This is a genomic window from Variovorax rhizosphaerae, from assembly GCF_037889975.1.
Taxonomy (GTDB): Bacteria; Pseudomonadota; Gammaproteobacteria; order Burkholderiales; family Burkholderiaceae_C; genus Variovorax; species Variovorax rhizosphaerae.
This window is the reverse complement of the sequence record NZ_JBBKZT010000003.1, coordinates 335,014-361,162: the sequence shown is the minus strand read 5'-3', so window position 1 is coordinate 361,162 and position 26,149 is coordinate 335,014. Positions and strand designations below refer to the sequence as shown.

The 26,149-nt window shown below is 67.0% G+C and carries 21 protein-coding genes; 7 read left to right on the top strand and 14 right to left on the bottom strand.

Features of this window, described 5'->3' with window-relative positions:
* Positions 1 to 112 precede the first annotated feature (112 nt).
* Together cphA and WKW82_RS08275 are read right to left on the bottom strand one after the other, a co-directional pair.
* Positions 113 to 2,680 (bottom strand): cyanophycin synthetase, encoded by a 2,568-nt coding sequence (gene cphA, locus WKW82_RS08280; RefSeq protein WP_340341786.1) that lies wholly within the window; start codon positions 2,678 to 2,680, stop codon positions 113 to 115.
* Between the two features lie 4 nt (positions 2,681 to 2,684).
* Entirely contained in the window at positions 2,685 to 4,925 is a 2,241-nt protein-coding gene (locus tag WKW82_RS08275) for a cyanophycin synthetase (protein ID WP_340341785.1), read from the bottom strand.
* Positions 4,926 to 5,051: 126 nt separating this feature from the next.
* Between WKW82_RS08275 and WKW82_RS08270 the strand changes: the two genes are divergently transcribed.
* Together WKW82_RS08270 and WKW82_RS08265 are read left to right on the top strand one after the other, a co-directional pair.
* On the top strand, positions 5,052 to 7,325 hold the full coding sequence (locus tag WKW82_RS08270; RefSeq protein ID WP_340341784.1) for a cyanophycin metabolism-associated ABC transporter: 2,274 nt from the start codon (positions 5,052 to 5,054) through the stop codon (positions 7,323 to 7,325).
* Between the two features lie 8 nt (positions 7,326 to 7,333).
* Entirely contained in the window at positions 7,334 to 7,795 is a 462-nt protein-coding gene (locus WKW82_RS08265; protein WP_340341783.1) for a cyanophycin metabolism-associated DUF1854 family protein, read from the top strand.
* Positions 7,796 to 7,962: 167 nt separating this feature from the next.
* Here the strand turns inward: WKW82_RS08265 and WKW82_RS08260 are convergent, their stop codons facing one another.
* From WKW82_RS08260 to WKW82_RS08245, 4 genes are all read right to left on the bottom strand, one after another.
* Positions 7,963 to 8,937: a Bug family tripartite tricarboxylate transporter substrate binding protein gene (locus WKW82_RS08260; protein WP_340341782.1), complete on the bottom strand. Its 975-nt coding sequence runs from the start codon at positions 8,935 to 8,937 to the stop codon at positions 7,963 to 7,965.
* A gap of 38 nt (positions 8,938 to 8,975) precedes the next feature.
* A complete protein-coding gene (locus tag WKW82_RS08255; RefSeq protein WP_340341781.1) occupies positions 8,976 to 9,740 on the bottom strand; it encodes an SDR family oxidoreductase in 765 nt (254 codons plus the stop codon).
* Positions 9,737 to 10,462, bottom strand: coding sequence for a fumarylacetoacetate hydrolase family protein (locus tag WKW82_RS08250; protein WP_340341780.1), 726 nt, complete (start codon positions 10,460 to 10,462; stop codon positions 9,737 to 9,739). Before WKW82_RS08250 ends, WKW82_RS08255 begins: the two co-directional genes overlap by 4 nt.
* Positions 10,463 to 10,585: 123 nt before the next feature.
* On the bottom strand, positions 10,586 to 11,539 hold the full coding sequence (locus WKW82_RS08245; RefSeq protein ID WP_340341779.1) for a 2-hydroxyacid dehydrogenase: 954 nt from the start codon (positions 11,537 to 11,539) through the stop codon (positions 10,586 to 10,588).
* A 106-nt stretch (positions 11,540 to 11,645) separates the two neighbouring features.
* Between WKW82_RS08245 and WKW82_RS08240 the strand changes: the two genes are divergently transcribed.
* Genes WKW82_RS08240 through WKW82_RS08230 form a run of 3 tightly spaced genes read left to right on the top strand, consistent with a single transcriptional unit; the run spans position 11,646 to position 13,560 of the window.
* Positions 11,646 to 12,815 carry a citrate synthase family protein gene (locus WKW82_RS08240; RefSeq protein ID WP_340341778.1) on the top strand — a complete coding sequence of 390 codons (1,170 nt, stop codon included), beginning with the start codon at positions 11,646 to 11,648 and terminating at the stop codon, positions 12,813 to 12,815.
* A 29-nt stretch (positions 12,816 to 12,844) separates the two neighbouring features.
* Positions 12,845 to 13,126 (top strand): hypothetical protein, encoded by a 282-nt coding sequence (locus WKW82_RS08235; protein ID WP_340341777.1) that lies wholly within the window; start codon positions 12,845 to 12,847, stop codon positions 13,124 to 13,126.
* The gene (locus WKW82_RS08230) at positions 13,123 to 13,560 is read left to right on the top strand and encodes a TA system VapC family ribonuclease toxin (protein ID WP_340341776.1); all 438 of its coding nucleotides are present in this window, start codon (positions 13,123 to 13,125) and stop codon (positions 13,558 to 13,560) included. Before WKW82_RS08235 ends, WKW82_RS08230 begins: the two co-directional genes overlap by 4 nt.
* A 12-nt stretch (positions 13,561 to 13,572) precedes the next feature.
* Here WKW82_RS08230 and WKW82_RS08225 read toward each other — a convergent pair whose 3' ends face one another.
* A complete protein-coding gene (locus WKW82_RS08225; protein WP_340341775.1) occupies positions 13,573 to 14,781 on the bottom strand; it encodes an AGE family epimerase/isomerase in 1,209 nt (402 codons plus the stop codon).
* A gap of 117 nt (positions 14,782 to 14,898) precedes the next feature.
* Between WKW82_RS08225 and queC the strand changes: the two genes are divergently transcribed.
* The gene (gene queC / locus WKW82_RS08220) at positions 14,899 to 15,618 is read left to right on the top strand and encodes a 7-cyano-7-deazaguanine synthase QueC (RefSeq protein WP_340341774.1); all 720 of its coding nucleotides are present in this window, start codon (positions 14,899 to 14,901) and stop codon (positions 15,616 to 15,618) included.
* On the opposite strand, the gene WKW82_RS08215 is transcribed toward queC, so the two are convergent.
* The 5 genes from WKW82_RS08215 to gspF form a co-directional block, all read right to left on the bottom strand.
* On the bottom strand, positions 15,579 to 15,920 hold the full coding sequence (locus WKW82_RS08215) for an antibiotic biosynthesis monooxygenase family protein (protein WP_340341773.1): 342 nt from the start codon (positions 15,918 to 15,920) through the stop codon (positions 15,579 to 15,581). The two genes, queC and WKW82_RS08215, sit on opposite strands and share 40 nt — an antisense overlap.
* Positions 15,917 to 17,728, bottom strand: a complete 1,812-nt coding sequence (locus WKW82_RS08210) for an ABC transporter ATP-binding protein/permease (RefSeq protein ID WP_422823442.1) — start codon at positions 17,726 to 17,728, stop codon at positions 15,917 to 15,919. The genes WKW82_RS08215 and WKW82_RS08210 overlap by 4 nt, the downstream gene beginning before the upstream one ends.
* A gap of 266 nt (positions 17,729 to 17,994) precedes the next feature.
* On the bottom strand, positions 17,995 to 19,323 hold the full coding sequence (argG, locus tag WKW82_RS08205; protein WP_340341772.1) for an argininosuccinate synthase: 1,329 nt from the start codon (positions 19,321 to 19,323) through the stop codon (positions 17,995 to 17,997).
* Between the two features lie 119 nt (positions 19,324 to 19,442).
* Positions 19,443 to 20,342, bottom strand: a complete 900-nt coding sequence (locus WKW82_RS08200; RefSeq protein ID WP_340341771.1) for a 5'-nucleotidase — start codon at positions 20,340 to 20,342, stop codon at positions 19,443 to 19,445.
* 6 nt (positions 20,343 to 20,348) lie between these two features.
* On the bottom strand, positions 20,349 to 21,584 hold the full coding sequence (gspF, locus tag WKW82_RS08195) for a type II secretion system inner membrane protein GspF (protein WP_340341770.1): 1,236 nt from the start codon (positions 21,582 to 21,584) through the stop codon (positions 20,349 to 20,351).
* A 99-nt stretch (positions 21,585 to 21,683) separates the two neighbouring features.
* Between gspF and WKW82_RS08190 the strand changes: the two genes are divergently transcribed.
* On the top strand, positions 21,684 to 22,250 hold the full coding sequence (locus tag WKW82_RS08190; RefSeq protein WP_340341769.1) for a hypothetical protein: 567 nt from the start codon (positions 21,684 to 21,686) through the stop codon (positions 22,248 to 22,250).
* A 182-nt stretch (positions 22,251 to 22,432) separates the two neighbouring features.
* On the opposite strand, the gene WKW82_RS08185 is transcribed toward WKW82_RS08190, so the two are convergent.
* On the bottom strand, positions 22,433 to 23,824 hold the full coding sequence (locus WKW82_RS08185; protein WP_340341768.1) for a GspE/PulE family protein: 1,392 nt from the start codon (positions 23,822 to 23,824) through the stop codon (positions 22,433 to 22,435).
* A 24-nt stretch (positions 23,825 to 23,848) separates the two neighbouring features.
* A complete protein-coding gene (gene gspD / locus WKW82_RS08180; protein WP_340341767.1) occupies positions 23,849 to 26,146 on the bottom strand; it encodes a type II secretion system secretin GspD in 2,298 nt (765 codons plus the stop codon).
* Positions 26,147 to 26,149 lie beyond the last annotated feature (3 nt).

Below are 26,149 nucleotides of genomic sequence, written 5' to 3'. Positions count from 1 at the left end.
GTCGAACCGGTGCGCGAAGCATCGCTTGCGCACCGCCGGATCACTGTCGGACGAGGCGCTCCACAACGGGCACAGACGCGGTAAAGACCGTCGGAAAAATCCTGCGTGTCGGTCAGCCGGCCGCGATGCGCTTGGCCAGGTGCGCCAGCGCTTCCTCCACCTGATCGACCAGGATCAGCGACAAGTCGCCCGGCTGCAGCCGTTCCAGCGCCAGGTCGATGGCGATGAACTCACCCCGGATTTCCTCGATGTGCCGCGTCCGCCCCGCGCCCACCAGGCCCTGCCGCAGCAGTGCCATCACCTCGCCATCGGCACGCCCGCGCTGGGCCGCGTCCTGGTAGAGGATCACGTCGTCGAAGGCCTCGCCGAGGATGGCGGTCTGGTCGCGGATGTCGCTGTCGCGCCGGTCGCCCGCGCCGCTGATGACCACCGAGCGCGTCTTGGCCGGCATGGTGTCGACGGCGGCCACCAAGGCCTTCATGGCGTCGGTGTTGTGGCCGTAGTCGGCGATCACGGTCGCGCCGCGGTATTCCATGACGTTGAAGCGCCCGGGCACGCCGGCCGCGTCGTTCTTGAAGCTGGCCAGGCCGCCGCGGATGGTGTCCCAGTCCATGCCGATGGACCATGCCGCGCCCACTGCCGCCATCACGTTCTCGACCTGGAAGGGCAGCGTGCCGTTGCGGGTGATCGGCACGTCGCGCAGCGGCACGCGCTCGCGCCACGAGCCCTCGGCGGCCACCAGCGTGTCCTGGTCGACATAGACGGTGCGCTTGCCCTGCGCGCGGTGCGTGGCCATCACCGGATGCTGCCGGTCGGCCGTGAAGAAGACGATGCTGCCGGGGCAACCGGCCGCCATCGCCGCCACGTTGGGATCGGCCGCGTTCAGCACCGCATAGCCCTTGGGCGCCACGTTGCGCACGATCACGCGCTTGAGCACGGCTAGGTCTTCCACCGTGGTGATGTAGTTGAGGCCGAGGTGGTCGCCGCTGCCGACGTTCGTCACCACGGCCACCTGGCAGCGGTCGAAGCCGAGGCCTTCGCGCAGCACGCCGCCGCGCGCCACCTCGAACACCGCCGCATCCACGTCAGGATGCAGCAGCACGTTGCGTGCGCTCTTGGGGCCGCTGCAGTCGCCGCTGTCGGTCTGCCGGCCATCGACGTAGACGCCGTCGGTGTTGGTCATGCCGGTGCGCAGGCCGCTGGAGGCGAGCAGGTGGTTGATGAGGCGCGCGGTGGTGGTCTTGCCATTGGTGCCGGTCACGGCGATGACGGGGATGCGCCCGTTGTCGCCGGGCGCGAACATGGTGTTGATGATCGCCTCGCCGACCGCGCGGCCACGGCCGAACGATGGCGAGATGTGCATGCGCAGGCCCGGCGCCGCATTGACCTCGACCACGCCGCCATGCTGCTCTTCCAGCGGCGTCAGCACGTTCTCGCAGACCATGTCGACGCCGCAGATGTGCAGGCCGACCATCTGCGCCGCGTCGACCGCGCGCGCCGCGATCTCGGGGTGCACGGTGTCGGTCACGTCGGTGGCGCTGCCGCCGGTCGAGAGGTTGGCGTTGTTGCGCAAGACGACGCGCTGGCCGCGCGTGGGCACGCTGTCGGGCGTCAGGCCCTGGGCCTCCAGCCGGCCGACCGCGATGTCGTCGAGCCGGATCTTGGTGAGCGAGGTGGCATGGCCTTCGCCGCGCCGCGGGTCGAGGTTCACCGTTGCGACAAGCTGGCGCACCGTGGACACGCCATCGCCGATCACTTGCGGCGGATCGCGGCGTGCGGCGGCCACGAGCTTGTCGCCGACGACAAGCAGGCGGAAGTCGAAGCCGGGCAGGAATTTCTCGACCATGACCTCGCCGTACTCGGCCGCCGAAGCGAAGGCCGCATCGAGCTGTTCGCGCGAAGTGATGTTCACCGTCACGCCCTTGCCCTGGTTGCCGTCCTGCGGCTTCACCACCACCGGCAAGCCGACGTCCTGCGCGGCCGCCCAGGCGTCGTCCGGGTCGTTCACGGGCCGGCCCAGCGGCACCGGCACGCCGGCCGCGTTGAGCAGTTGCTTGGTGAGTTCCTTGTCCTGCGCGATCGATTCGGCGACGCCGCTGGTGCTGTCGATCTCGGCGGCCTGGATGCGCCGTTGCTTGGAGCCCCAGCCGAACTGCACCAGGCTGCCGCTGGTGAGGCGCCGGTACGGAATGCCGCGCGCCACCGCCGCATCGACGATGGAGCCGGTGCTGGGCCCGAGGCGCTCCGACTCGTCGAGATCGCGCAATTCGGCCACTGCGGCCTTGGCATCGAAGGCGGTGTCGTCGAGCGCGGCCTGGATCAATTGCTCGGCCTGCTTGAAGGCGAGCCGGCCCACCGCTTCTTCAGAGTACTGCACGGCGACCTGGTAGATGCCCGCTTCGGTGGTCGGCGCGGTGTGGCCGAAGCTCACCTGGCAGCCGGCTTGCGTCTGCAGGGCGATGGCCGCGTTCTCCATCACATGCGCCAGGGCCAGCGGATGGCCGAGCACGATCGGATGCAGTTCGCCGATGTCCGGGAACAGGGCGCGCAGGCGGGCTTCGAAACCGGGGAGTTTCTCGATCGCGTTTTCGTCGCCCGGACAGGCCACGATGGCTTCGATGGCGGTGTGGCGGCTCCAGAGGTTCGGGCCGCGCAGGGCGCGAGTGCGTGTGACTTCCATGGGGTCAGGCGTGTTGTTTTTCTTGAGGGAAAGCGGACTGCGACAGTTGCAGCGATGCGAGCGCGGCTTGCAGGTCGGATTCGAAGGCTTCGACGCCGGCGCCGATCAGGTTGAGCGGAATGCCCAGCGCCCATGCTGCGGCCACGGCGGCCAGCAGGCTGTCGATGCTCACGCCGACGTGGGTGGCGCGCCACAGGGTCAGGCGACCCAGGCCGGGCAGGAAGGATTCACTGCTGCCATTGGCGAGCACGACGCGGTCCTGCCGCACGATGACCGACTTGCCACCCGCCTCGCGGTGCGCGGCGAGCGATTCGGCGCCGGCATCGGCGGCGTAGAGGATCACGGCGCCATCGCACAGCGGCGCAAGCCCGGCCACGCGTGGATCGGCCGCGTTCAGCACGGCGGTGCCCTCGGGCAGCACCACGTCGACTTGCGTGCGCAGCACCTTGACCATCTGGTCGCTCTCGGTGATGTCGTACTCGGCCAGCGTCTCGGCGCCTTCGAGGTCGGTCACGATGCCGATCTGGCAGCGGTCGTAGGCCAGGCCGTCGCGCAGGATGGTCCCGGCGCCGCTTTCGATCACCACGGCTTGCACGGCGCGATTGACCAGCAGACGGTGCCCGGCTTCCCAGTTGGCGCTGTCGCGTGCGTCGACACGGCGCCGCGCGAGGAACAAACCGTCGCGGCAAGCGAGTCCGGTATGGCGTCCGCCGAGGTCGATCAGCCAAGCGACCAGGCGTGCCAGAACAGCGGTGTCCTGCGAGCCGGTGACGCCGACGACCGGGATGCGGCCGGGCGCATCGTCCGGAAAAAGGTGGTCGCAGATCGCGCGGCCTACCGGGCGCGGCGAGCCGACGGCCGGCTTCAGGTGCATCAGCAGCCCGGGACCGGCATTGACTTCGACGATGGCGCCGCCTTGCGCGGCCAGGGGGCGCGAGATGTCCTGCGCGACCATGTCAATGCCGGCGATGTCCAGGCCGACCACGCGCGCCGCCAGTGAGGCCGCATGTGCGACTTCCGGATGAACCTGGTCGGTGCAGTCGACTCCGAGGTTGCCATTGCGCTGGATGACAACCACCTGCCCCGCCTGGGGCACGGACTTCACATCGAGCTTCTGCCGCTGCAGTTCAAGCAGCAGCTTGGAGTCGGTGTTGACGTCGATGTAGTCGAGCGGGTATTCCTCTTCCACGCCGCGGCGCGGGTCGCTGTTGAGCTGGCTGTCGATCAGCGAAGTCACATTGGCTTGGCCATCGCCGGTCACCGTGATGACCTCGCCACGCGCAGCCGCCACGACCTGCCCGCCGACCACCAGCAGCCGATGCTCGGAGCCGCGGATGAATCGCTCGACCATCACGTCGCTGCCCTCCGGCTCGGCCACCGCGAAAGCGGCCTCGACTTCCTCGCGCGTGGTGAGTTCGAGCGACACGCCGCGGCCGTGGTTGGCGTCCGACGGCTTCACGACCACTGGCAGCCCGATGTCTTCCGCGGCCTCCCAGGCTTCCGCCGCATCGGCCACGACCTGGCCTTCCGGCACCGGCACGCCGCAGCTGGCGAGCAGGGACTTGGTCAGTTCCTTGTCACTGGCGATCGATTCGCCGATGGCGCTGGTGTAGTCCGTCTCGGCCGTCCAGATGCGCTGCTGCGCGGAGCCGTAGCCCAGCTGAACCAGGTTGCCGCTGTTCAGCCGCATGTGCGGGATGCCACGGTCCGTGGCTGCGCCGACGATGCAGGCGGTGCTCGGGCCGAGGTAGCAGTCCTCGACCTTGCCCTTGACCACGTCGACGCAGGCTTGCACATCGGCGGCGCCGAACGCGTCGTTGTTGATCGCGGCCATCAGGAGGCGATGACCTTCGGCCAGCGCGGCGCGCGCCACTTCCTCGTCACGCGCACGGAACACCATGCGGTAGACGCCGGTCTTCGACGTGCTGCGGGTCTGGCCGAAGCCGGTCGGCATGCCGGCCAGGTTGAGCAGCTCGATCACCACATGCTCCAGCACGTGGCCGGCCCAGGTGCCTTCGACCAGTCGCTGGATGAAGCCGCCGCGTTCGCCCACACCGCAGTGGTGCTCGATGAGTGCGGGCAGCAATGCGGTCAGGCGGTCGGTGAAGCCCGGGATCAGGTTGGAAGGAAAGTCTTCCAATCGGCCCAGATCAAGCCACACTTCGAGCACGGGGCGGTAGGTCCAGAGATTGGGGCCGCGCAGGTAGCGGATGCGAGGCAGCTGGATGTCGTCGAAACGGGTCATGAAAACGTTCGATGTGTTGGATCTGTTGCGGGGCCGCCGTCAGGCACGGGCACCGCGATGGGTCAGAATTGGCGCCCATCTGGCGCCATGATGCGGCCTGCTGCGGGCCAGGGATACGAAACCACAATGCAACATCACGATCCAGTCGATACCCCGGAGGGCGAAGCAGGAGCGGCCTTGAAAAGTCGGCTCACAGCCGCGGAAAACGTTCTGGCCACGCTCACGGTTGACCTCGACGGCGAGCTTCGCTTCGGCAATGGCCTGCTTGCGCTGACCGATTCACGCCTGCTCGCACGCGACCCCGATGGTAGCTGGCGCGAGTGGGCTCTGGCCAACGCCGGCCAGGTACTCCTTTTGACTGACCATGCCGGTGTCGGCACGCTCGACTTCCTCGACGACAGCGCGCTGTTAGGTCGTTGGCGCTACACGCTGGCGCACCAGGTCGCCGCGCTGCGCCTGCTCAAGCTGTTCGAGCAACGCGCCGCCAGCGCCGCGCAAGTGAGTGCCGCGGCTGCCGAAGCCGCCGAGCGCGACGACATCGCCGCCGGCGAGACCGAGGCGCAGAAGCCGCCATCGACCTGGGTCCTGTTGCGGCTGGGGCGCTTTGCCAAGCCCTATCGCAAGCAGCTCATCACCGGCTTCCTGCTGACGCTGGCATCGACCGCGGCCACGCTGGTGCCGCCCTACCTGACCATCCCGCTGATGGACGACATCCTGATTCCGTTCCAGAACGGGCAGCAGATCGCCGTGGGCAAGGTGGTGATGTTCCTGAGCGCACTGCTGTTGTCGGCGCTCGCCGGCTGGGCGCTGGGCTGGGCGCGCACCTACCTGCTGGCGTTGGTGTCGGAACGCATCGGCGCCGACTTGCGCACCACCACCTACGAGCACCTGCTGACGCTTCCGTTGGACTACTTTGGTGGCAAGCGCACGGGCGACCTGATGGCACGCATCGGCTCGGAAACCGACCGCATCAACGTTTTCCTCTCGTTGCATGCGCTGGACTTCCTGACCGATGTGCTGATGATCGCGATGACCGCCGTCATCCTGGTGTCGATCAACCCGCTGCTGGCCGTGGTCACGCTGGTGCCGCTGCCTTTCATCGCCTGGATGATCCACGTCGTGCGCGACCGCCTGCGCACCGGCTTCGAGAAGATTGACCGGGTGTGGAGCGAGGTCACCAACGTGCTGGCCGACACCATTCCCGGCATCCGCGTGGTCAAGGCCTTCGCGCAGGAAAAGCGCGAGGCCGACCGTTTTCGCGAGGCCAACAAGTACAACCTGCAGGTCAACGACAAGCTCAACAAGACCTGGTCGCTGTTCACGCCGAGTGTGTCGCTGCTGACCGAGATCGGGCTGCTGGTGGTCTGGGGCTTCGGCATCTGGCAGGTGGCACGCGGCAGCATCACGGTGGGTGTGCTGACGGCCTTCATCGCGTACATCGGGCGCTTCTACACGCGGCTGGATTCGATGAGCCGCATCGTCTCGGTCACGCAGAAGGCCGCCGCCGGGGCCAAGCGCATCTTCGACATCCTCGACCATGTGAGCAACGTGCCGGAGCCGGCGAATCCAGTGAAGGTCGACAGGATCAAGGGGCAGATCGAGATGAAGGGGCTGGGCTTCCGCTACGGCTCGCGTGCGGTGATTCGCGACCTGGACCTGGTGATCGAGCCCGGCGAGATGATCGGGCTGGTAGGGCACAGCGGTTCCGGCAAGAGCACGCTGGTCAACCTGATCTGCCGCTTCTACGACGTGACCGATGGGGCGATCAAGGTCGATGGCACGGACATCCGACGCTTTGCGGTGGCGGACTATCGGCGGCATGTGGGGCTGGTGCTGCAGGAGCCTTTCCTGTTCTTCGGCACCATCGCGCAGAACATCGCCTACGGCAAGCCGGACGCGACGCGCGAGGAGATCGTCGCGGCGGCGCGCGCGGCCCATGCGCATGACTTCATCCTGCGGCTGGCGCACGGCTATGACTCTTTGGTGGGTGAGCGCGGGCAGGGCCTCTCAGGCGGCGAGCGGCAGCGCATCAGCATTGCGCGTGCGTTGCTGATCGACCCGCGCATCCTGATCCTCGACGAGGCCACCTCGGCGGTGGACACCGAGACGGAGAAGGAAATCCAGAAGGCGCTGGACAACCTGGTGAAGGGCCGCACCACCATCGCGATCGCGCACCGTTTGTCGACGCTGCGCAAGGCCGATCGGCTGGTGGTGATGGACCGCGGCGAGGTCGTCGAGGTCGGGCCGCATGACGCGTTGATGGAAAAGCAGGGCGCCTATTGGCGGCTGTACCAGGCGCAGCTTCGGCAGGCGGATGACGAAGAAGAGGCGCAGGAACAGCGCAGCGAAGTCTCCGCCGTGCTGCACACGCACGCTGCGCATCCGGCGGGGCAGGCATGAGCTCAAACATGCACATTCAGATCGAACGCGATGCCTTCGGCCGTCTGGTGCTGATCGACATGGATGGCGAGCGCCATGTCGGCATCGTGCCGGTGCGCGCCTTTCCGCTGACCGCACCGGACCACGGCATCTCGCTGGTCGGCAGCGACGGCCGCGAGCAGGTTTGGGTCGACAACATCGATGACCTGCCGGCCGACGCGCGCACGTTGCTGCAGCAGGACCTGGCCGCACGCGACTTCGCGCCGACGCTGATGAAGCTGCACCGTGTGTCCAGCTTCGGCGTGCCGAGCACCTGGCACATCTCCACCGACCGCGGCGAGACCAGCTTCGTGCTGAAGGCGGAGGAAGACATCCGCCGGCTCGAAGGCGGCGCATTGCTCATCGGCAGCGCGCAGGGCGTGCAGTTCCGGATTGCCGATGTGAAGGCGCTGGACCGGGCTTCGAAGAAGTTGCTGGAGCGGTTCCTGTAAATCCGGAATCGGACTTCCGGACGCAGAGGACGCGAAGGTTTCGCGAAGGACGCAAAAGGACTTCCGAAAAAATCCTCTCTGGCTTCTTTCGCGACCTTCGTATTTCTTCGCGCCCTTCGCATGCGGTCAAGCCCGCATCGGGCCGCTTGCGGCCAGCCCGACCCGACTTACTCCGCCTCGATCCCCGCCGACTTCACGACCTTCTGCCACTTGGCCAGGTCGGACTTGATCAGCGCCGCGTACTCCTGCGGCGTGCCGCCCTGGATCTCGATGCCCGCGGCTTCCAGCTTGCTGCGCACGTCGGGCATCTTCAGGGCCGCGTTGATCTCGGCATTGAGCTTGTTGACGATCGCCTTGGGCGTGCCCGCCGGCGCGAGGAAGCCGCCGTTGGTGTTGGCGTCGTAGCCCTTGAGGCCCGCCTCCTCCGCGGTTGGCACATCCGGCAGTGACGACGAGCGCTTGCGGGTGGTCACGGCGAGCGCGCGGACATTGCCGCCCTTCACCTGCGACTGGATGGCGCTGACCGTGTCGATGTAGAGCGCGGTGCGTCCGGCGATCAGGTCCGGCTGGGCGGCGGAAGAACCCTTGTAAGGCACCAGCAGCATCTGCGTACCGCTCGCCAGGCGGAACATCTCGGCGGCCATCTCCTGCGCGCTGCCGCGGCCCGAGGTCGCGACCTTGGCCTGGTCCGGATGGGCCTTCATCCACGCGATGAACTCGGGCAGGGTCTTGGCCGGGATCTGCGGATAGATCGCGAAGACCAGCGGCACCTCGTGCGTGTAGACGATCGGCTCGAAGCTCTTCTCCGGGTCCCAGCCCAGGTTCTTGAACAGGAACTTGTTGGTGTTGTGGCTGCCGCCGACGATGCCGATGGTGTAGCCGTCGGGCGGTGACTTGGCGAGGGCATCGGTGCCGAGGTTGTTGGAGGCACCGGGCTTGTTCTCGACGACCACGGGTTGGCCCAGCGAATGCGTGAGCTTTTCGCCGACGACACGCGCAATGGTGTCGATGGCGCCGCCCGGTGGGGCGGGCACGATGATCTTGATGGGGCGCGTAGGGTAGTCCTGTGCAGATGCCATCGTTGGCGCCACGACGAGGGCCGCGGACAGGGTCACAAGCTTGAACAGTGATTTGAGTTGCATGGTGGAAGTCTCCTCTTGGGGTGGATGGGTGGTGGTGCTCAGCCGCGCCCGACGAAGGGCATGGCGCTGGCCATCACGGTCATGTTCAGCACGTTGGCCGCGAGCGGCAGCGCGGCGATGTGGCGCACCGCGTTGGCCACGTGGGTCGCGTCCATCATGGGTTCGGGCGCGGTGCTGCCGTTGGCCTGCAGCACGCCGCGGGTCATGCGTTCGGACAACTCGGTGAGCGCATTGCCGATGTCGATCTGGCTGGCCACGATGTTGAAGGCGCGGCCGTCCAGGGCCAGCGCCTTGGTGATGCCGCTGACCGCGTGCTTGCTCGCGGTGTAGGGGGCGGTGAAAGGACGCGGTGTGTGCGCCGAGATCGAGCCGTTGTTGATGATCCGGCCGCCTTGCGGCGACTGGCGGCGCATGAGCCCGAAGGCCGCCCGCGCGCACAGGAACACGCCGGTCACGTTGGTGTTGATGACGTTGAACCACTTGTCCAGCGGCAGTTCGTCCATCGGCACGGCCGGGGCGTTCACGCCGGCGTTGTTGAACAGCAGGTCGAGCCGGCCGAAGCTGCGCTCGATGGTGTCGAACAGTGCCTGCACGCTGGCCGGGTCGGTCACGTCCGTGGGCACGGCCAGTGCCTGCTGGCCGTTGCGCCCGGCCTCGGCGGCCAGCGCCTGCAAGGGCTCGGCGCGGCGGCCTGCGAGCACGACGGTCCAGCCATCGTCCAGCAGGCCGAGCGCGACGGCGCGTCCGATGCCGCTGCCTGCGCCGGTGACCAGCGCGATTCTTGTCGAGGGGGTGGCGTTCAAGAAGTTGTCTCCAGTGATGGTTGATGTTGGATGAGGGCGTTGCCCACGGTCATCGAGAACTCGCCGATGCCCGACACGCCCCCGCTGACGACGTCGCCGGGTTGCAAGGAACCGACACCCACGGGCGTGCCGGTGAAGACCAGGTCGCCGGGCGCGAGCGTCACCGACCGCGACAGCATGGCCACCAGTTCGGACACCGGCCACAGCAGGTCAACCACATCGGCACGCTGCCGTTCGATGCCGTTGACCGTGAGCCAGACCGCGCCTTGTCGGGGATGTCCGCAGTCGGCCACGGGCACGATCGGCGAGCAGGGCGCCGAGCGATCAAAGGCCTTGGCAGGCTCCCAGGGGCCGCCCACGCGCTTGGCTTGCTGCTGCAGGTCGCGCCGCGTGAGGTCCAGTCCTGCGGCATAGCCCCAGATGTGGTGCACCTCGACCTGCGTCGGATCGATGTCCCGGCCGCCGCGTCCGATGGCGACGACCAACTCGATCTCGTGGCAGAAGTCGCTGGTGTCGGGCGGATAGGGCAGGGCGCCGTGAGCCGGCACTACCGCGTTAGAAGGCTTCATGAACCATGCGGGCATGTCGCGCGGTGCGGGCTCGTTTGCGTCCCATCGGTAGTTGCGACCGATGCAGTACACGCGGCCCACCGGGAAGTGCGATGCGCTGCCCACCACGGCCAGGGTGGTCGGCTCCGGTGCGGGGAAGACGAGAACCGTCATGAGGCACTCATTGGGCGAGCTGCGCGCAGCGTGCGAGCCATTCGGGGTGGCCGGGTGGCGGTCATTGGGTAACCTCCGCGCTGCGCGCTGCGGTGCGAGCGCCTTCGGGCGGCCGGGCGGCGCTCATGTCGTCAGGCTCATCGACGGACGTTCGCCGGCCAGGGCCTGCGCCAGGCTGTCGAGCACCATCTCGGCCATCGCGGTCCGGGTCTCCCAGGTGGCGCTGGCGCGGTGAGCCTGGAGCGTAACGCTGTCGGACTGGCGCAGCGCCGTGGGAACGCGGGGTTCATCGACGAACACGTCCAGCCCAGCGCCGGCAATGCGGCCGGCGGCCAGCGCTTCCGTCAGGTCCGCCTCGTTGACGAGCCGGCCACGGGCCACGTTGACAAGGAAGCCGCGCGGGCCGAGCGCGTCCAGCACGGCCGCGTTGACGATGCCTTCGGCCTTGTCCGCCGCCGCGCACAGCACCAGCGCATCGGACTCGCGCGCCAGTTCGACCAGGTCGGGCACGAAGCGGTGCGGCACGTCATCCATCGCGCGAAGGTCGGTGTAGCTGATCGGGCAGCCGAAGGCGGCGGCGCGCACCGCGACTGCACGACCCACGCGTCCCATGCCGACGATGCCGACGCGCATGCCGCTGAAGCGCCGCGCGAGCGGGATGGCGCTGGGCTGTGGGCGAAGCTCCCATTCGCCGTCGCGCACGAAGCGGTCGCCGGCGCACAGGTTGCGGCAGGCGGCGATCAACAGGCCGATGGCCAGGTCGGCCACGTCCTCGGTCAGCGCACCCAGCGTCGCGGTGACGGGCACCCCGCGTCCACGGCAATAAGCCAGGTCCACTGCGTCGGTGCCGACGCCATTGACGGCCACGACCTTGATGCCGGGCAACTGCTCCAGCATCGCCCGCGAGATGCCGGTGTGCCCGCCGGTGATCACGGCTTCGATGGAGGCGCCGTGTTCGCGCAGCCAGGCTTCCGGGTCGGCGACCTCGAAGTGCTTGTGGACGGTATAGAGCGATGCGAGCTTGTCGTTGATCGCGGGGATCAGGATCGGATTGAGTTGGAGGACGCTGGGTTTCATGTCTGTCTCGTGGGGTGTCGGGGTGAGCGCATGGTACGAATACATTGATGAAATCGTCAATATTGATGTATAAAATCAATATAAATTGGCTTCTCGACCGCAAGACATGGCTTCCTGGATCTCGATGGACGAGGCGTGCCGCCTCCTCGGCGTGCGCCCGCAAACGGTGTACGCGTACGTGAGCCGCGGCAAGCTGGAAGTCGCGCCCGATCCGGCCGATTCGCGCCGCAGCCTTTACCGCGCGGAGGATGTCGCCGGCCTGGCCAAGCGCAAGCAGGCCGGCCGCAAGCACGAGACGCTGGCCGCCAACACGCTGTTCGGCGCGGAGCCCAGCGTGCCGACCGCCTTGTGCGCCTTCGTTCGCGGCCGGCCGTACTACCGGGGGCAGGATGCGGTGGGCCTGGCCCGGTCGGCGAGCCTCGAGGAGGTTGCTCGACTTCTATGGGCCGCCGAGCAAACCGTCGAGTTCTCCTGCGCGACACCGTTGCGCACACGCACGCCCGGGCGAGAAGCCGCGTTCACTGCGCTGGCCAGCTTGGCGGCCACTGGCCATTCCACGCGCGGACGCCTGACCCGGGTGCTGCACGCCGAGTGCCAAGACCTGGTCGGCCGGGTGGCCCACGCGTTCGGCGCCCGGCAGGGCAGCGAACCGCTGCACCTGCGCTTCGCCCAAGGATGGAAGCAAACGACCGAGGTGGCGGAATTGCTGCGAACGGCCATGGTCCTGCTGGTCGATCACGAGCTGACGAGTTCGGCCTTTGTCGCGCGCATCGCGGCTTCCACCGGCGCCTCCTTGCCGGCCTGCCTGCTGGCCGGATTGACCACGCTGTCGGGCCCCTTGCACGGCGATGCTTCGGGCCGCGTGCAAGCGCTGTTCAGCGAGGTGGAGCGACTCGGTGAAGACCAGGTGCTGGCCCACTACCTGTCGACCGGCCTGCCCCTGGCCGGCTTCGGCCACCACCTCTATCCCGATGGCGATCCGCGCGCAGCGGCCTTGCTGGCCCTGTTCGAGCCGCCGGACGCGATCGCGCGATTTGTGCGGAAGGTGACGGAGCAGACCGGCATGCAGCCCAACATCGACGTGGCCCTGGCCGCGCTGGTGGCGCACCATCGGTTGCCGGCCGATGCGGCCTTCGGCCTGTTCGCCACGGCGCGCAGCGTCGGGCTGCTGGCGCATGGGCTGGAACAGCTGGGCGAGACACAGGTGATTCGTCCGCGTGGGCGCTATGTGGGACCGGTGCCGGAGCCGGAGATGCCGCAGGGGTTTCGTCCGTAGCCGTTTCTTGCGTCCCTTTCAATCACTTTGTGGATGCGATCAAAATCGATAGACTGCATCACTTTCATAAAAGTGCATCAACCATGCGAACCACGATCACGCTTGAAGATGATGCGTTCGGCCTTGCGCAAAGCTATGCGCAGGCGCGAGCGCTCAAGTTGGGCCAAGCCATCTCCGAATTGATCCGACGCGGTAGCGGCGAACGCCTCCCCATGCGCAAGGTGGCGGGCGCCTGGGTCTTTGATCTTCCGGCTGACACTCCCAAGGTGACCGAGCGCCAAGTCAAGAACTTGCTGGACGAGTCGCCTTGAGTTACTTGCTGGACGCGAATGCGCTGATCGCCTTGGGTTGGCCGGCGCACGAACATCACGAGCGGATGATCCGCTGGTTCAAGTCCCACGCCCGGCAAGGGTGGTCGACTTGTGCGCTGACCCAGGGGGCCTTCCTGCGTGTCATCTGCCAGCCGGCGTTTGCTGGTCGACTCGTGGAAGTCGGTGAAGTGGCGGAACTCCTCGCGCGAAACACCGCCCATCCTCGTCACCAGTTCCTGCCGCTGGATTTCGGGTTCGAAGAGGTGCTTGGCCATTGCACGGGCGGGGTGCGTGGGCATCGCCAGATCACGGATGCCTGGTTGCTGACGCTCGCCGCAAGGAACGGTGTCAAGTTGCTGACCTTCGATACTGCGATCTCTCAATTGCTTGCCACGGTCGTCGAGCGGGAGCGATACCTGAGCGTGCCGGCGTAGGTCGCGCGTGCATCAACGCAAGCCGAGTCCGCGCAGCACGTCGTAGCAGGCGCCCATCGTGTGATAGTCGGTCTTGCCGGCAGGGCTCTTGTGGTCTGACAGCGCGCGGTTGTCGTTGCCGCGCTTGAAGTACCAGGCGCCGTGCTCGTGGTCGATCATGTGGACCCAGCTGTATGTCCAGATGCGGTCGTACCAGTCCCAGTGGGCCGGCTCGCCGGTGCGCACGGCCATCAATGCCGCGGCGGCGAGGCTTTCGGCCTGCACCCAGAAGTACTTCTCGCCATCGCACACCTGGCCATCGGGGGCGCTGCCGTAGACGAGGCCCCCGTGCACATCGTCCCAGCCGCGCTGCATGGCGGTGTCGAAGAAATGGCGGGCGGTGGGCAGCAGCCATGCGGGGCGGCGGTCCTCCGACAGGCGGGCTTCCAGTTGCAGCAGCAACTTGGTCCATTCGGTGAGGTGGCCGATCTGGTAGCCCCAGGGGCGGAAGATGTTGGTGTTGTCGTGGCGGTTGTAGTCCCAGTCGACGGACCAGTCGCTGCGGTAGTGCTCCCAGACCAGGCCGCCAGCCAGCGTGGCCTGGCGTTGGGCGATGTGCTCGGCCAGCGACACGGCGCGTGCCAGGAAGGCTTCGTTGCCGGTCGCTTCGTGTGCCGCGAGCATCGCTTCGCAGCCGTGCATGTTGGCGTTCTGGCCGCGGTAGTTGCTGAGTTGCCAGTTGGGGGTTGCGTCGTCGGCGTAGAGGCCGTGGGCCGGCTCCCAGAAGCGTTGCTCCATCAGGGCAAAGGTTGCATCCAGCCCGGCGCGTGCTTCGCTCGCACCCGCCATCAATGCATGCGCGTGGGCCAGCAGCACGAAGGCCAGGCCGTAGCAATGCTGGGTGCCGTCCTTCAAGCTGGCGCGTTGACCGTCCCAGTCGACGATCCAGGCATAGCCGCCTTGTGGCTGGGCATGGGCCTGCTGCAGGAAGCGCAGGCCATGGCGCACGGCGTCCAGGTCGTCCGGACGCTCAGCAGCGCCGAACTGCCGCAATGCCATCGCATGGTTGAACACGAAGCGCGTGCTGCTGACCAGATGCCGCGAGCGCGTGTCGAACACATGGCCGTCGTCGCGGAAGTAGTGGAAGAAGCCGCCGCTCGGATCGATGTCGCGACCGTCGTAGAAGGCCAGCGTGTGGCGGATGTGGTCCTGCAGGAAGGCGGGTGAAAGGAAGTCTGGCATGTCTTGGCCGGGATGTGTCTGGCGCCAGTGTCCCCGAATCGCCGCACGGCGAACACCGGCGCGGCACGATGCTGCGAAACTGCACGCGACCGCAGCGTTTCATCGGGAGCTTCAACCATGCACACCACCGCACTCGTCCTGTTCTCCGGCGGCCAGGATTCCACCACTTGCCTCGCGCAGGCGCTGTCGAAGTACGAGCGCGTCGAGACGCTGGGCTTCGACTACGGCCAGCGCCATCACATCGAGATGGACGCGCGCCGCGTGGTGCTCGCCAACCTGGGCGAGCGCTTCCCGCAATGGGCGCCGCGCATGGGCGAGGACCATGTGCTCACGCTGGCGGCCCTGCAGCAACTCGGCGGTTCCTCGCTCACCGACGAAGTCGCCTTCGCGATGCAGGCGGACGGCCTGCCCAACACCTTCGTGCCAGGTCGCAACCTGCTGTTCCTCACGCTGGCCGGCGCGCTGGCCTATCGACGCGGCCTGCAGGTGATCGTCATCGGCGTCTGCGAGACCGACTTCTCCGGCTACCCCGACTGCCGCGACGACACCATGAAGGCGATGCAGATCGCGCTGTCGCTGGGGCTGGAACGCAGGCTGCTGATCGAGACGCCGCTGATGTGGATCGACAAGGCCAACACCTGGGCGCTGGCGCATGCGCTCGGCGGCCCGGCACTGGTCGACCTGATCATCGAGGACACGCACACCTGCTACCTCGGCGACCGCGTGCATCGCAACGCCTGGGGCTACGGTTGCGGCACCTGCCCGGCTTGCGATCTGCGCCTGCGAGGTTGGGCGCGCTATTCGGAACGCGCGGCGAACGCGTCGTCCAGCCCATAGTCGCGCTCGACCTTGCAGATGCGCGTCTTGTAATCGCTGTACCAGGTGCTGCGGCCGGTTTGCTGCGCGTGCAGGTGCTCGGCATTCGCCTTCCACGCACGGATCGATTCGAGGTCGCGCCAGTAGCTCACCGTGATGCCGAGCCCCTCGCGTGCCGACTCGATGCCGAGGTAGCCCGACTGCTGTCTCGCCAACGCGTCCATGCGCTCGGCCATGGCGCCGTAGCCGTTGTCGCCGTCGGTGCGCAACGAAGTGAAGATGACCGCGTAGTAGGGCGGCTCGGGAGTGTTCGCGATGGTCACGCTCGTGCTCCCTGTGTGACCAGACGATAACGCGACGCGTCGCCTTCGCCCTGCGGCGCGAGCACCCAACGTTGGCGATGGTGGTCGCCGACGGCCGCTCGGTGGGCGATCGAGACCATCGCGCCGCCGGCTTGCTGCACCGTCGCGGCCAGCCGCTGGTACAGCGTGCGTTCGGCCTCGGCATCGAGCGCGCTCGTGGCCTCGTCGGCGAACAGCCACGCCGGTTTCTTCAGCAGCACGCGCGCGATTGCCAGACGCTGCTGCTCGCCGCCGGAAAGCTTCTGGCTCCAGGCATCGCTGTCGTCCAGCCGGCTCGCCAATTGCGGCAGCAGGGCATCGTCGAGCGCCTTGCGCAAGGCCTCGTCGCTGTAGTCGGCGGCGGGATTCGGATAGGCCAGCGCATCACGCAAGGTGCCGTCCGGCACATAGGGCCGCTGCGGAATGAACATCGCGTTGTCCGGCACATTCACATGCCCGCGCGCAAACGGCCAGATGCCGGCGAAGGCGCGGAACAAGGTCGACTTGCCGCTGCCCGACGGACCTTGCAGCAGCACGCTGTCGCCCGGCTGCACGCTGAGCGCGGCATTGGCCAATAGTTGCGTGCCGTTGGGCAGTGCGACGCTGAGATCGTCGGTGTGCAGCGAAGTCGCGCCTTGTTCGCGGGCCAGCGCTTCGTTGGTGGTCGAGTGCGCGCGCATGGCGTCGTCGAAAGTGGTCAGCCGGTCGGCGGTGGCGCGCCAGACGGCGACGCGGTCGTAGTTGTCGACGAACCAGGAGAGCGCATCCTGCACCGTGTTGAAAGTGCGCGAGACCTGCATCAGCTCGCCGAACTGGATCGCACCGCTGAAGAAGCGCGGCGCGGCCAGGAAGAAGGGGAACACCACCGACAACTGCGCGAACGAAGCGGTGAAGGCCACCAGGTTCTTCTGCTGCTTGATCAGCGACAGGTAGTTGCGCAGCACGCTGCCAAAGCGCATGTCGAGCTGGCCGTGCTCGACCTTCTCGCCGCGGTCGAGTGCGATCGCCTCGCTGTTCTCGCGCACCCGGATCAGGTGGTGCCGGAAGTCGGCCTCGTAGCGCTGCTGGTTGAAGTTGAGACGGATCAGCGGACGCCCGACGAAGTGCGTGAGGGTCGTGCCGACCACGCAATAGATCACCGCCACCCAGACCATGTAGCCCGAGATGGTGAAGTCATGGCCGGCGAGCGCGAACGAGATCGGGCCTGACAGGCTCCACAGGATGCCGATGAAAGTCACCAGCGTCACGACCGAGTTCAGGATGCCCATCGACAGCGTCACCGTGTAGTCGGTGAAGAGCTGCATGTCTTCCTGCAGGCGCTGGTCGGGGTTGTCGGCGGTGGCCAGGCCGTTGCCAGCGCCGGCTGCCGCCGTGTAGCGCGCGAGTTCCAGCCGGTAGAAAGTGCGGTTCGCGAGCCAGCGCTTCATGTAGCTGCGCGTCATCCAGGCACGCCAGCGCATTTGCAACAGTTGCGTGAGGTAGTACTTGAGAACCGACACCAGGACGCCGCCCATCGCCAGGTAGGTGAAGCGCAACAGTTGCTGCCAGAACACCGCCTGGTCCTTGGCCTGCAGCGCGTCATAGAAGACGCGGCTCCAGTCGTTGATCAGCACCGTGACGTAGACCGTTCCGAGGTTCAGCGCGATCACCGCGAGGAACAGCGCGCGTGCCTTCCATTTTTCCTCGGACTTGAAGTACGGCGCCGCGAGCCGGCCGATGCGGCGCAAGGCGCCGAGCATCGAGGTGGAAGGGGTGGGGGAAGGAGCAGTTGTAGTGGCTGTGGAAGACATGGACCGCCATCGTTGTGTGCACGCGGGTACGTGCGATGGCGGTCATCCTAGCGGGGGCTTCAGCGGCTGTCTTAGGCGTCGCTGAAGCAGAAGGTGTGAATCTCTACTGCGACCACCGATCTCGGGCCTGCGGTGTTGGCCCCGGCATGACAAGCGCTTCGCGCAGTTGTCAGCCTCTGCCGCAACTTCGTGTCACCGCACGAGAGTGCGGTTCCGCGCCGCAGACCCGACCTCGGTGCCCTCGCTGCGAAATCTTCACGCCTTCTTCAGTCAGCTTTAGGCTTGGGCAACACCAGCGCGGATCCGGGCGCAAGCAAGCCGGTGCGCGTGTACGTCATCAGCTTGTCGCGCGTGTCCACGATGTCGAGATTGCGCATCGTCAGTTGGCCGATCCGGTCCTGCGGCGAGAACGCGCCTTCGACCTTTTCCATGCTCAGCCGCTCGGGCTTGTAGGTGAGGTTCGGCGAATCGGTGTTCAGCAGCGAGTAGTCGTTGCCGCGGCGCAGCTCCAGCGTCACCTCGCCGGTGACGGCGCTCGCCACCCAGCGCTGTGCCGTCTCGCGCAGCATGATCGCCTGCGGGTCGAACCAGCGGCCCTGGTACAGCAGGCGGCCGAGCTTCAGGCCGTTCATGCGGTACTGCTCGATGGTGTCCTCATTGTGGATGCCGGTGACCAGGCGCTCGTAGGCGATGTGCAGCAGTGCCAGGCCGGGGGCCTCGTAGATGCCGCGGCTCTTGGCCTCGATGATGCGGTTCTCGATCTGGTCGCTCATGCCCAGGCCGTGACGGCCGCCGATGCGGTTGGCTTCCATCATCAGGTCGACTGAATTGGCGAAGGTCTTGCCGTTCAACGCGACCGGCATGCCTTCCTCGAAGCGCACGGTCACTTCCTCCGCCTTCACGACCACGTCGTCTTTCCAGAAGGCCACGCCCATGATCGGGTTGACGATCTTGATGCCGCTGTTGAGGTGCTCCAGGTCCTTCGCCTCGTGCGTGGCGCCGAGCATGTTGGAGTCGGTGGAGTAGGCCTTCTCGGCCGACATCTTGTAGCCGAAGCCGTGCTGCGTCATGAACGCCGACATCTCGGCGCGGCCGCCCAGTTCGTCGATGAACAGCTGGTCCAGCCAGGGCTTGTAGATGCGCAGCGATGGGTTGGTCAGCAGGCCGTAGCGGTAGAAGCGCTCGATGTCGTTGCCCTTGTAGGTGCTGCCGTCGCCCCAGATGTTGACGTCGTCTTCCTTCATCGCCGCCACCAGCATCGTGCCGGTCACGGCGCGGCCGATCGGCGTGGTGTTGAAGTAGGTGATGCCGGCCGTCGAGATGTGGAAGGCGCCGGCCTGCAGGGCGGCGATGCCTTCGGCCACGAGCTGGCTGCGGCAGTCGATCAGGCGGGCTTGCTTTGCGCCGTATTCCATCGCCTTGCGCGGGATCTCGTCGTAATCCGGCTCGTCGGGCTGGCCCAGGTTGGCGGTGTAGGCGTAGGGCACGGCGCCCTTTTGCTTCATCCAGAGCAGCGCCGCGCTGGTGTCGAGGCCGCCGGAGAACGCGATGCCGACCTTCTGGCCGACGGGAATGGATTGGAGGATGGTGGACATGGGCAGATGTGGGCTCCATTGAGCCGTTGTGGGCCGTGCGACCACGGCGCAGTGGGAAAAATCGGGAACCGCGTATTTTCTGCGCTTTTTGGGGCGCTGCCGAAAACGCGACGTCCGGGTTAGCGCACGTTGCTGATCCCGCTCGCCACATGCCCCGACGGCACATGCCGCGCCGCGGAGTTGACATGCCCGGTCTGGTCGTCGAAGAAGAAGTCCGGCTCGAACTCCCGCAGGAATTCGCCCTTGGCCAGCCCGCCTAGGAACATCGCCTCGTCGACCTTGATGTTCCAGTTCATCAGCGTGCGGATCGCGCGTTCGTGCGCCGGGGCGCTGCGTGCCGTCACCAGCGCGGTACGGATGCGCATGTTCGCGTTGCCGGCCTTCTGCAACCGGTGCAACGCGGCCAGCAGCGGCTTGAACGGGCCACCCGGCAGCGGCAGCGTGGCCTTGCTCAGCTCGTGCGCCTGGAACGCATCCAGCCCCTCGGCCTGGAACACGCGCTCCGCCTCGTCGCTGAACAGCACGGCATCTCCGTCGAAGGCGATGCGGACTTCATTCGGCCAAGCGTCACTGGCCTTTACCGATTCGACCAGCACCCGCGCCGCCGGAAAGCCCGCGTTCAACGCCTCGCGCACATCCTCCGCATTGACCGACAGGAACAGGTGCGCTCCCAGCGGCCGCAGGTAGCCGTACGGCGGCCGCCCCTGCGTGAACACGCCGCGCTGCAGCTTGATGCCCGCTGCGCCGCCGGAGCGGAACACGCGCATACCCGACACCGGGTCGTTGCGCGAGAGGATCACGACTTCGACACGCTCGTTGCCGTCGTCGTTGAAGCGCAGCAGCTTCTGCACCAACTGATACGCGATGCCCGGTTGCGCCGGCACGTCCAGCCGCTCGAACTGCAGCCGCATGTAGCCCTCGGAATCACCCGACTCGAACAGCCGGTTCTCTTCCTCGAGATTGAACAGTGCGCGCGATGAAATCGCTACGACCAGCTTGTCGCCAAGGCTTGCAGGCATGTCAGGTCACTTCACGAACTGGTTGAGCTGGATGATCGGCATCAGCACCGCCAGCACGATCAGCATCACGACTGCGCCCATCGCCACGATCAGCAGCGGCTCCAGGATCGTCGCCAGGTGCATCGCGCGGCGCTGCACGTCGGCGCCGAGCTGGTTGGCTGCGCGCTGCAGCATTTGCGGCAGTTGTCCGGTCTGTTCGCCGAGCCGCGCGAACATCGGCACGATGCCCGGAAAGCGCTTCTTCTGCGCCAGCGCCGAGGCCAGCGGCGCACCCTCGCGCACCAGCACGAGCGCATCGAGCGCGTCGGCGCGCATCGCGTGGTTGCCGAGCGTTTCCGCCGCCGCCTGCAAGGCGCGCAGGATCGGCACGCCAGCCATCGCCAGCATCGCCAGCGTGCTGGCAAAGCGCGCCGCGTTGTAGCCGCGTGACAGCTTGCCGACCAGCGGCAGCTTCAGCCATGCGGCATCGAACTTCAGTCGAAAGGCGGGCCGGGCCAGCGCCACCCGCACGCCGATGCCGATCAGCACCAGCGCGATCAGCATCATCCAGCCGTAGTCGCGCACGAAGCCACTGATGGCCAGCATGGCCGAGGTCAGCACTGGCAGCGCGCGCTTGGTGCCGGCGAACACGTTGGCCACCTGCGGCACCACGTAGGTCACGAGGAAGGTCACGATCAGGATGGCCACCAGCGTCACGATGGCCGGATAGAGCGCGGCGCCCACCAGCTTCTGCTGCAGGGCCTGCCGTTGCTCCAGGTCGTCGGCCAGCCGTTCGAGCACCAGGCCGAGGTTGCCGGTCTGCTCGCCGGCACTGATCACCGACGAATAGATCAGCGAGAACTCGCGCGGATGGCGGGCCAGTGCGCGCCCGAAGGACGAACCCGCATTCACTTCGGCCCGTAGCGACGCGTTGAGATTGCGCTCCGGCTCCGTTTCCGATTCCTCGGTCAGCGCCGTGAGCGCGCGTTCCAGCGTGAGGCCGGAAGACACCAGCCCGGCCAGTTGCCGCGTCCACACGGCCAGCCCGCTGGCGCTGAACGCCCGCGCGCCGCCGAACCAGCGTGACCATCCGGAGGGGCTGGACGAGCCGGCGGCGCCCTGGTTGGCAACGGACGTCACCTCGATCGGGATCAGCTTCTGGGCGCGAAGCAGCCCACGCGCCGCGCGCGCGGTGTCGGCCTCCAGGACGCCCTTGCGGGACTGTCCCTGAGGGTCTATGGCTTCGAAGGAATAGGCGGGCATGGTCGTTGTCGGCAAAATGCGCGAAGCCGCATTGTCGATGCTTGGCACACCCCGGCGCTTCGCAATGCCCCTGCAACCGCGATCCAAGGAGTATTTGTCATGTTGCTTCGATCCCTCGCTGGCGCCGCCCTGCTCGGCACGCTCTCGCTGGCGGCGCATGCCCAGGAGACATTCGACGGATTCCTCTGCTGCAATCTGCGAACGGACGGCAGCTGGATGAGCGACGCCAACTACGCCGAAAGCGGTAAACGCATCGTCCCCGCCGGCACGCCGGTCCGCGTCACCGGCTACGGCCGCCAGCGCGTGCTGGTGGAGATCAACGGCGCCAAGCAGGCCATCGGCAACGACTACAGCCGCGACCTCGACCTGCCTACCTTTGCGAAGCGCTGGGTGGTCAAGGACGACCCCAACGCCAAGATCGCCAGCTACCCGCCGAAGATCCGCGAAGCCATCAAGTCCGCCCGCATCACCAAGGGCATGACGCGCGAACAGGTCGCCATGGCCGTCGGCTGGCCGATCACCAGCGAGAACCCGAACCTCGACGTCGCGCTCTGGCGCATGTGGATCAGCAGCTTTGGCGGGTACAGCGTCATGTTCGACAAGGCCGGCAAGGTGACCGGCGTGGATACGGACCCGCAGACGAAGGTGCTTGTGTACGTGGATTGATTGCGTGCGCTGGATGCGCTCCTGAATCCGGACACCCGGCCGCGAAGGACGCGAAGGTTCCGCGAAGGACGCGAAAGAAGCCAAGAAAGGAAATCAAGAAATCTTCTTGGTATTCGTTTTGCGTCCTTCGCGGAACCTTCGCGTCCTCTGCGTACGGCACCCGATCCCGAATCCAGCAGCCGTCAGTCCCGCGTCACCCGCATTAGCTCCGCCCGCGACGTGATCCCCGCCTGCACCAACCTCTCGCCGTCTTCGCGCATCGAGCGCAGGCCAGCCTTCTCGGCCGCCACGAACAACTGGCTTTCCGCCGCGCGGTTGTGGATCAGCGATTGCACGACCTCGTCGGCCACCAGCAGTTCGAAGATGCCGGTGCGGCCTTGGTAGCCGGTCTGGCCGCAGGATTCGCAACCGGTCCCGCTGCACACTTGGCATACCTTGCGCACCAGCCGCTGGGCCAGCACGCCGAGCAGCGACGAGCTCAGCAGGAAAGGCTCCACCCCCATGTCCGTGAGCCGCGTCACGGCACTCACCGAATCGTTGGTGTGTAGCGTCGCCAGCACCAGGTGACCGGTGAGCGAAGCCTGGATGGCGATCTGCGCGGTCTCGAAGTCGCGGATCTCGCCGATCATGATCACGTCCGGGTCCTGCCGCAGGATCGCACGCAGCGCCTTCGCGAAGGTCAGGTCGATCTTCGCGTTGACCTGTGTCTGGCCGACGCCGCCCAGCTCGTATTCGATCGGGTCTTCCACAGTCATGATGTTGCTGCGCGCCGCGTCGAGCCGGCCCAGTGCTGCATAGAGCGTGGTGGTCTTGCCCGAGCCGGTCGGCCCCGTCACCAGGATGATCCCGTGCGGCTGCCCGATCAGGTTCTCGAAGCGCGACAGCGTGTCGCCCTGCATGCCGACCGCCTCCAGCGTGAGCTTGCTCTCCGACTTGTCGAGCAGCCGCAGCACCGCGCGTTCACCATGCGCCGAAGGCAGCGTCGATACCCGCACGTCGACCGCGCGCGTGCCGATGCGCAAGCTGATGCGCCCGTCCTGCGGCAGCCGTTTCTCGGCGATATCGAGGTCGGCCATGATCTTCAGCCGCGAGATCAGCGCCGCATGCAGCGCACGGTTGGGTTGCACCACCTCGCGCAGCGTGCCGTCGATGCGAAAGCGCACCGAGGACGTGCGCTCATAAGGTTCGATGTGGATGTCGCTGGCGCCGTCGCGCGCGGCCTGCGTCAGCAGCGCGTTCAACATGCGGATGATCGGCGCGTCGCCGGCGTTCTCCAGCAGGTCTTCCACCGCGGGGAGTTCCTGCATCATGCGCGCCAGGTCGACATCGCTCTGCACCTCGCTGACCACGGCTGCTGCGCTCGATTCCCCCTGCGCGTAAGCCGCGCTGATGCGCTGCGCCAGCTCATGCGGCGCCAGCGGCTCGAAGGCCGTCACCGTGTACTTGCGCACCACTTCGCCGAGCGCGCTGCGCGGCGGGTTCTGCGGCATCCACAGCGTGGTGTGCCCGTCGTCGCCTTGCTCCAGCAACAGTTGCTGGCTGCGTGCGAACGCGTATGGGAGGGGGTAGCGCATGCCGGGCTCGTTCCGTTGGGCGCCCTATGGCAGTTCGCGCGCGGAAGCCGGGTCGGACGTGGGCGGCAGCGCGCCCCTGAGCGGACCGCTGTCCAGTCGGCGACCGTCGTAGGGTGCCAGGGGCGGCGGCACCAGTCGCGTGCCTTCGATGCGCTGGTCCGCCGGGATCTGGGGCGTCGGCGTCGTGGCATTCAGCGGCGGGACGATGGCCGACTGGTCGATCGAGTTCAGCGGCAGGCTGGGTTGGGGCTGGTTGCCCAGCTGCAGCGCGCGGATGGTGTTGTAGCGGTCGGCAGAGAACGCGTCCGTGCTCGCCGCGTCGCGCATCACCACGGGCCGCAGGAAGACCATCAGGTTGGTCTTGTTGCGGGTGCGCTGCTCGCTCTTGAACAGGCTGCCGAGGATCGGTATATCGCCCGCCAGCGGAACCTTGTCGGTGGCGGCGGAATAGTCGTCCTGCAACATGCCGCCGAGCATCACGACGCTGCCGTCTTCCACCAGCACGTTCGACTCGATGCTGCGCTTGTTGGTGGTGGGTCCGTTCGGGTCCAGGCGGGTGGACTGGTCGACGCTCGACACTTCCTGGAAGACCTGCAGCCTGATCGTGCCGCTCTCGTTGATCTGTGGCCGCACGCGCATCGTCAGGCCGACGTCCTTGCGTTCCACCGTGGTGAACGGGTTGACGGTCGAGTTGATGCCGTTGGTGTTTGCATACTGGCCGGTAGGAAAGGGCACGTTCTGGCCGACCACGATCTTGGCTTCCTCGTTGTCGAGCGTCAGCAGGTTGGGCGTCGACAGCACATTGCCCGCGCCATCGCTGGCCAGGAAGCTCGCGATGAAGCCCAGGATGTACTGGCCCGCGGTCATGTGCGCCACGCCGAGATTGAGACCGCGGCTCAGCGTGGTCAGTGCCGCTGTCGTCGGTGGATTGGTGGCCAGGGCGGCGGAGAGCGCCAGGATGTTGGCGCCGGCCAGGCTGGAATTGGTGCCGATCACGCCCACGTTGGTGTCGCCTTTCTTGCCCAGCGCGCTTTGCCACTGCACGCCGAACTGGGCCGCCTTGGTCGCGTTGACCTCGACGATCAGGGCCTCGATCATGACCTGCGCGCGCCGCCCGTCGAGCCGGTCGACCACCGCGCGGATCTGCCGGTATTGCGGCTCGGACGCGGTGATGATCAGCGAATTGGTGGCCGGGTCGGCCTGGATCTGGCCGCCCGTCGAGGGCTGGTTGGCATTGTTCAGCGGCGAGGTGGCCGGCGTCGCACCCTGCTGGGTGCCGGTCTGGCCGCTCGTTGGATTGAGCGCGGCCGAACCCGCACCGGTGAGCCCGCCGCCCCCGCGCGCCTCGCTCGCCGTGGCGGCGCGCAAGGTGGTCGCGAGCTTCACCGCATCGGCGTTCTTCAGGTAGATCACGTAGATGTTGCCGGCGGCACCGTTGCTCGTGTCGATCGGTGCGCGGTCGAGCCGGTCGACCAGCGTGCGCACCAGTTGCGCCCGCGCCGGGTTGGCGGCCCGCAGGATCAGCGAGTTGCTGCGCGGTTCCGCGATCAGCGTGGTGCGAAAGGCCGTGTCCGCAGCGCCGGGCGCCAGGCCGGCGGCGCCGCCCACGCTCGCGCTGCCGCCGTCGACGAGGCGCTGCACCAGCGGCACCAGGTCGGTCGCCACCGAATGCTTGAGCGGAATGACCTCGATGTCCGACGCATTCGGCACGTCCAGCGCCGCGATGATGCGACCGAGCCGGCGCATGTTGTCGGCATAGTCGGTGATCACCAGCGAGTTGTTGCCAGCGTTCACGTTGATCGTGTTGTTCGGCGGGATCAGCGGCCGCAGCACCGGCAGCAGGTTGTTCGGCGATTCGTAGTTGAGGCGGAACACCTGCGTCACGATCGAGCTTCCGCCGGCACGGGCCGTGGCGCTGGTCGACGTGGTCACGTTGCTGGCCAGCAGCTTGGCATCCGCTTCCGGCACCACCTTGTAGAGCCCATCGGTCTCGACCACCGCAAAGCCCTGCAGCCGCAGCGCCGCGGCAAACTGGTTGAAGGCGGTGGCGGGCGCGATGGCGCGGTCGGTCTGCAGCGTGACGGTGCCCTTCACCCGCGGGTCGACCACCACGTCGCGCCCGGTCACCACGGCCATCGTGCGGGCCACCGATTCGATCTCGGCATTGGTGAAGTTCAGCGTGATCGGTTCGCCGCGCCTGGGCGCATCGGGGTTCAGCGCTTGTTGCTGCGCGAACGCGGCCGGCATGCAGGTGGCGAACAGCAAATGCGCCGCGAGTGCGACGATGCCGATGCGAGCGCCGTGTCGGAACGGGTGCTTCATGGT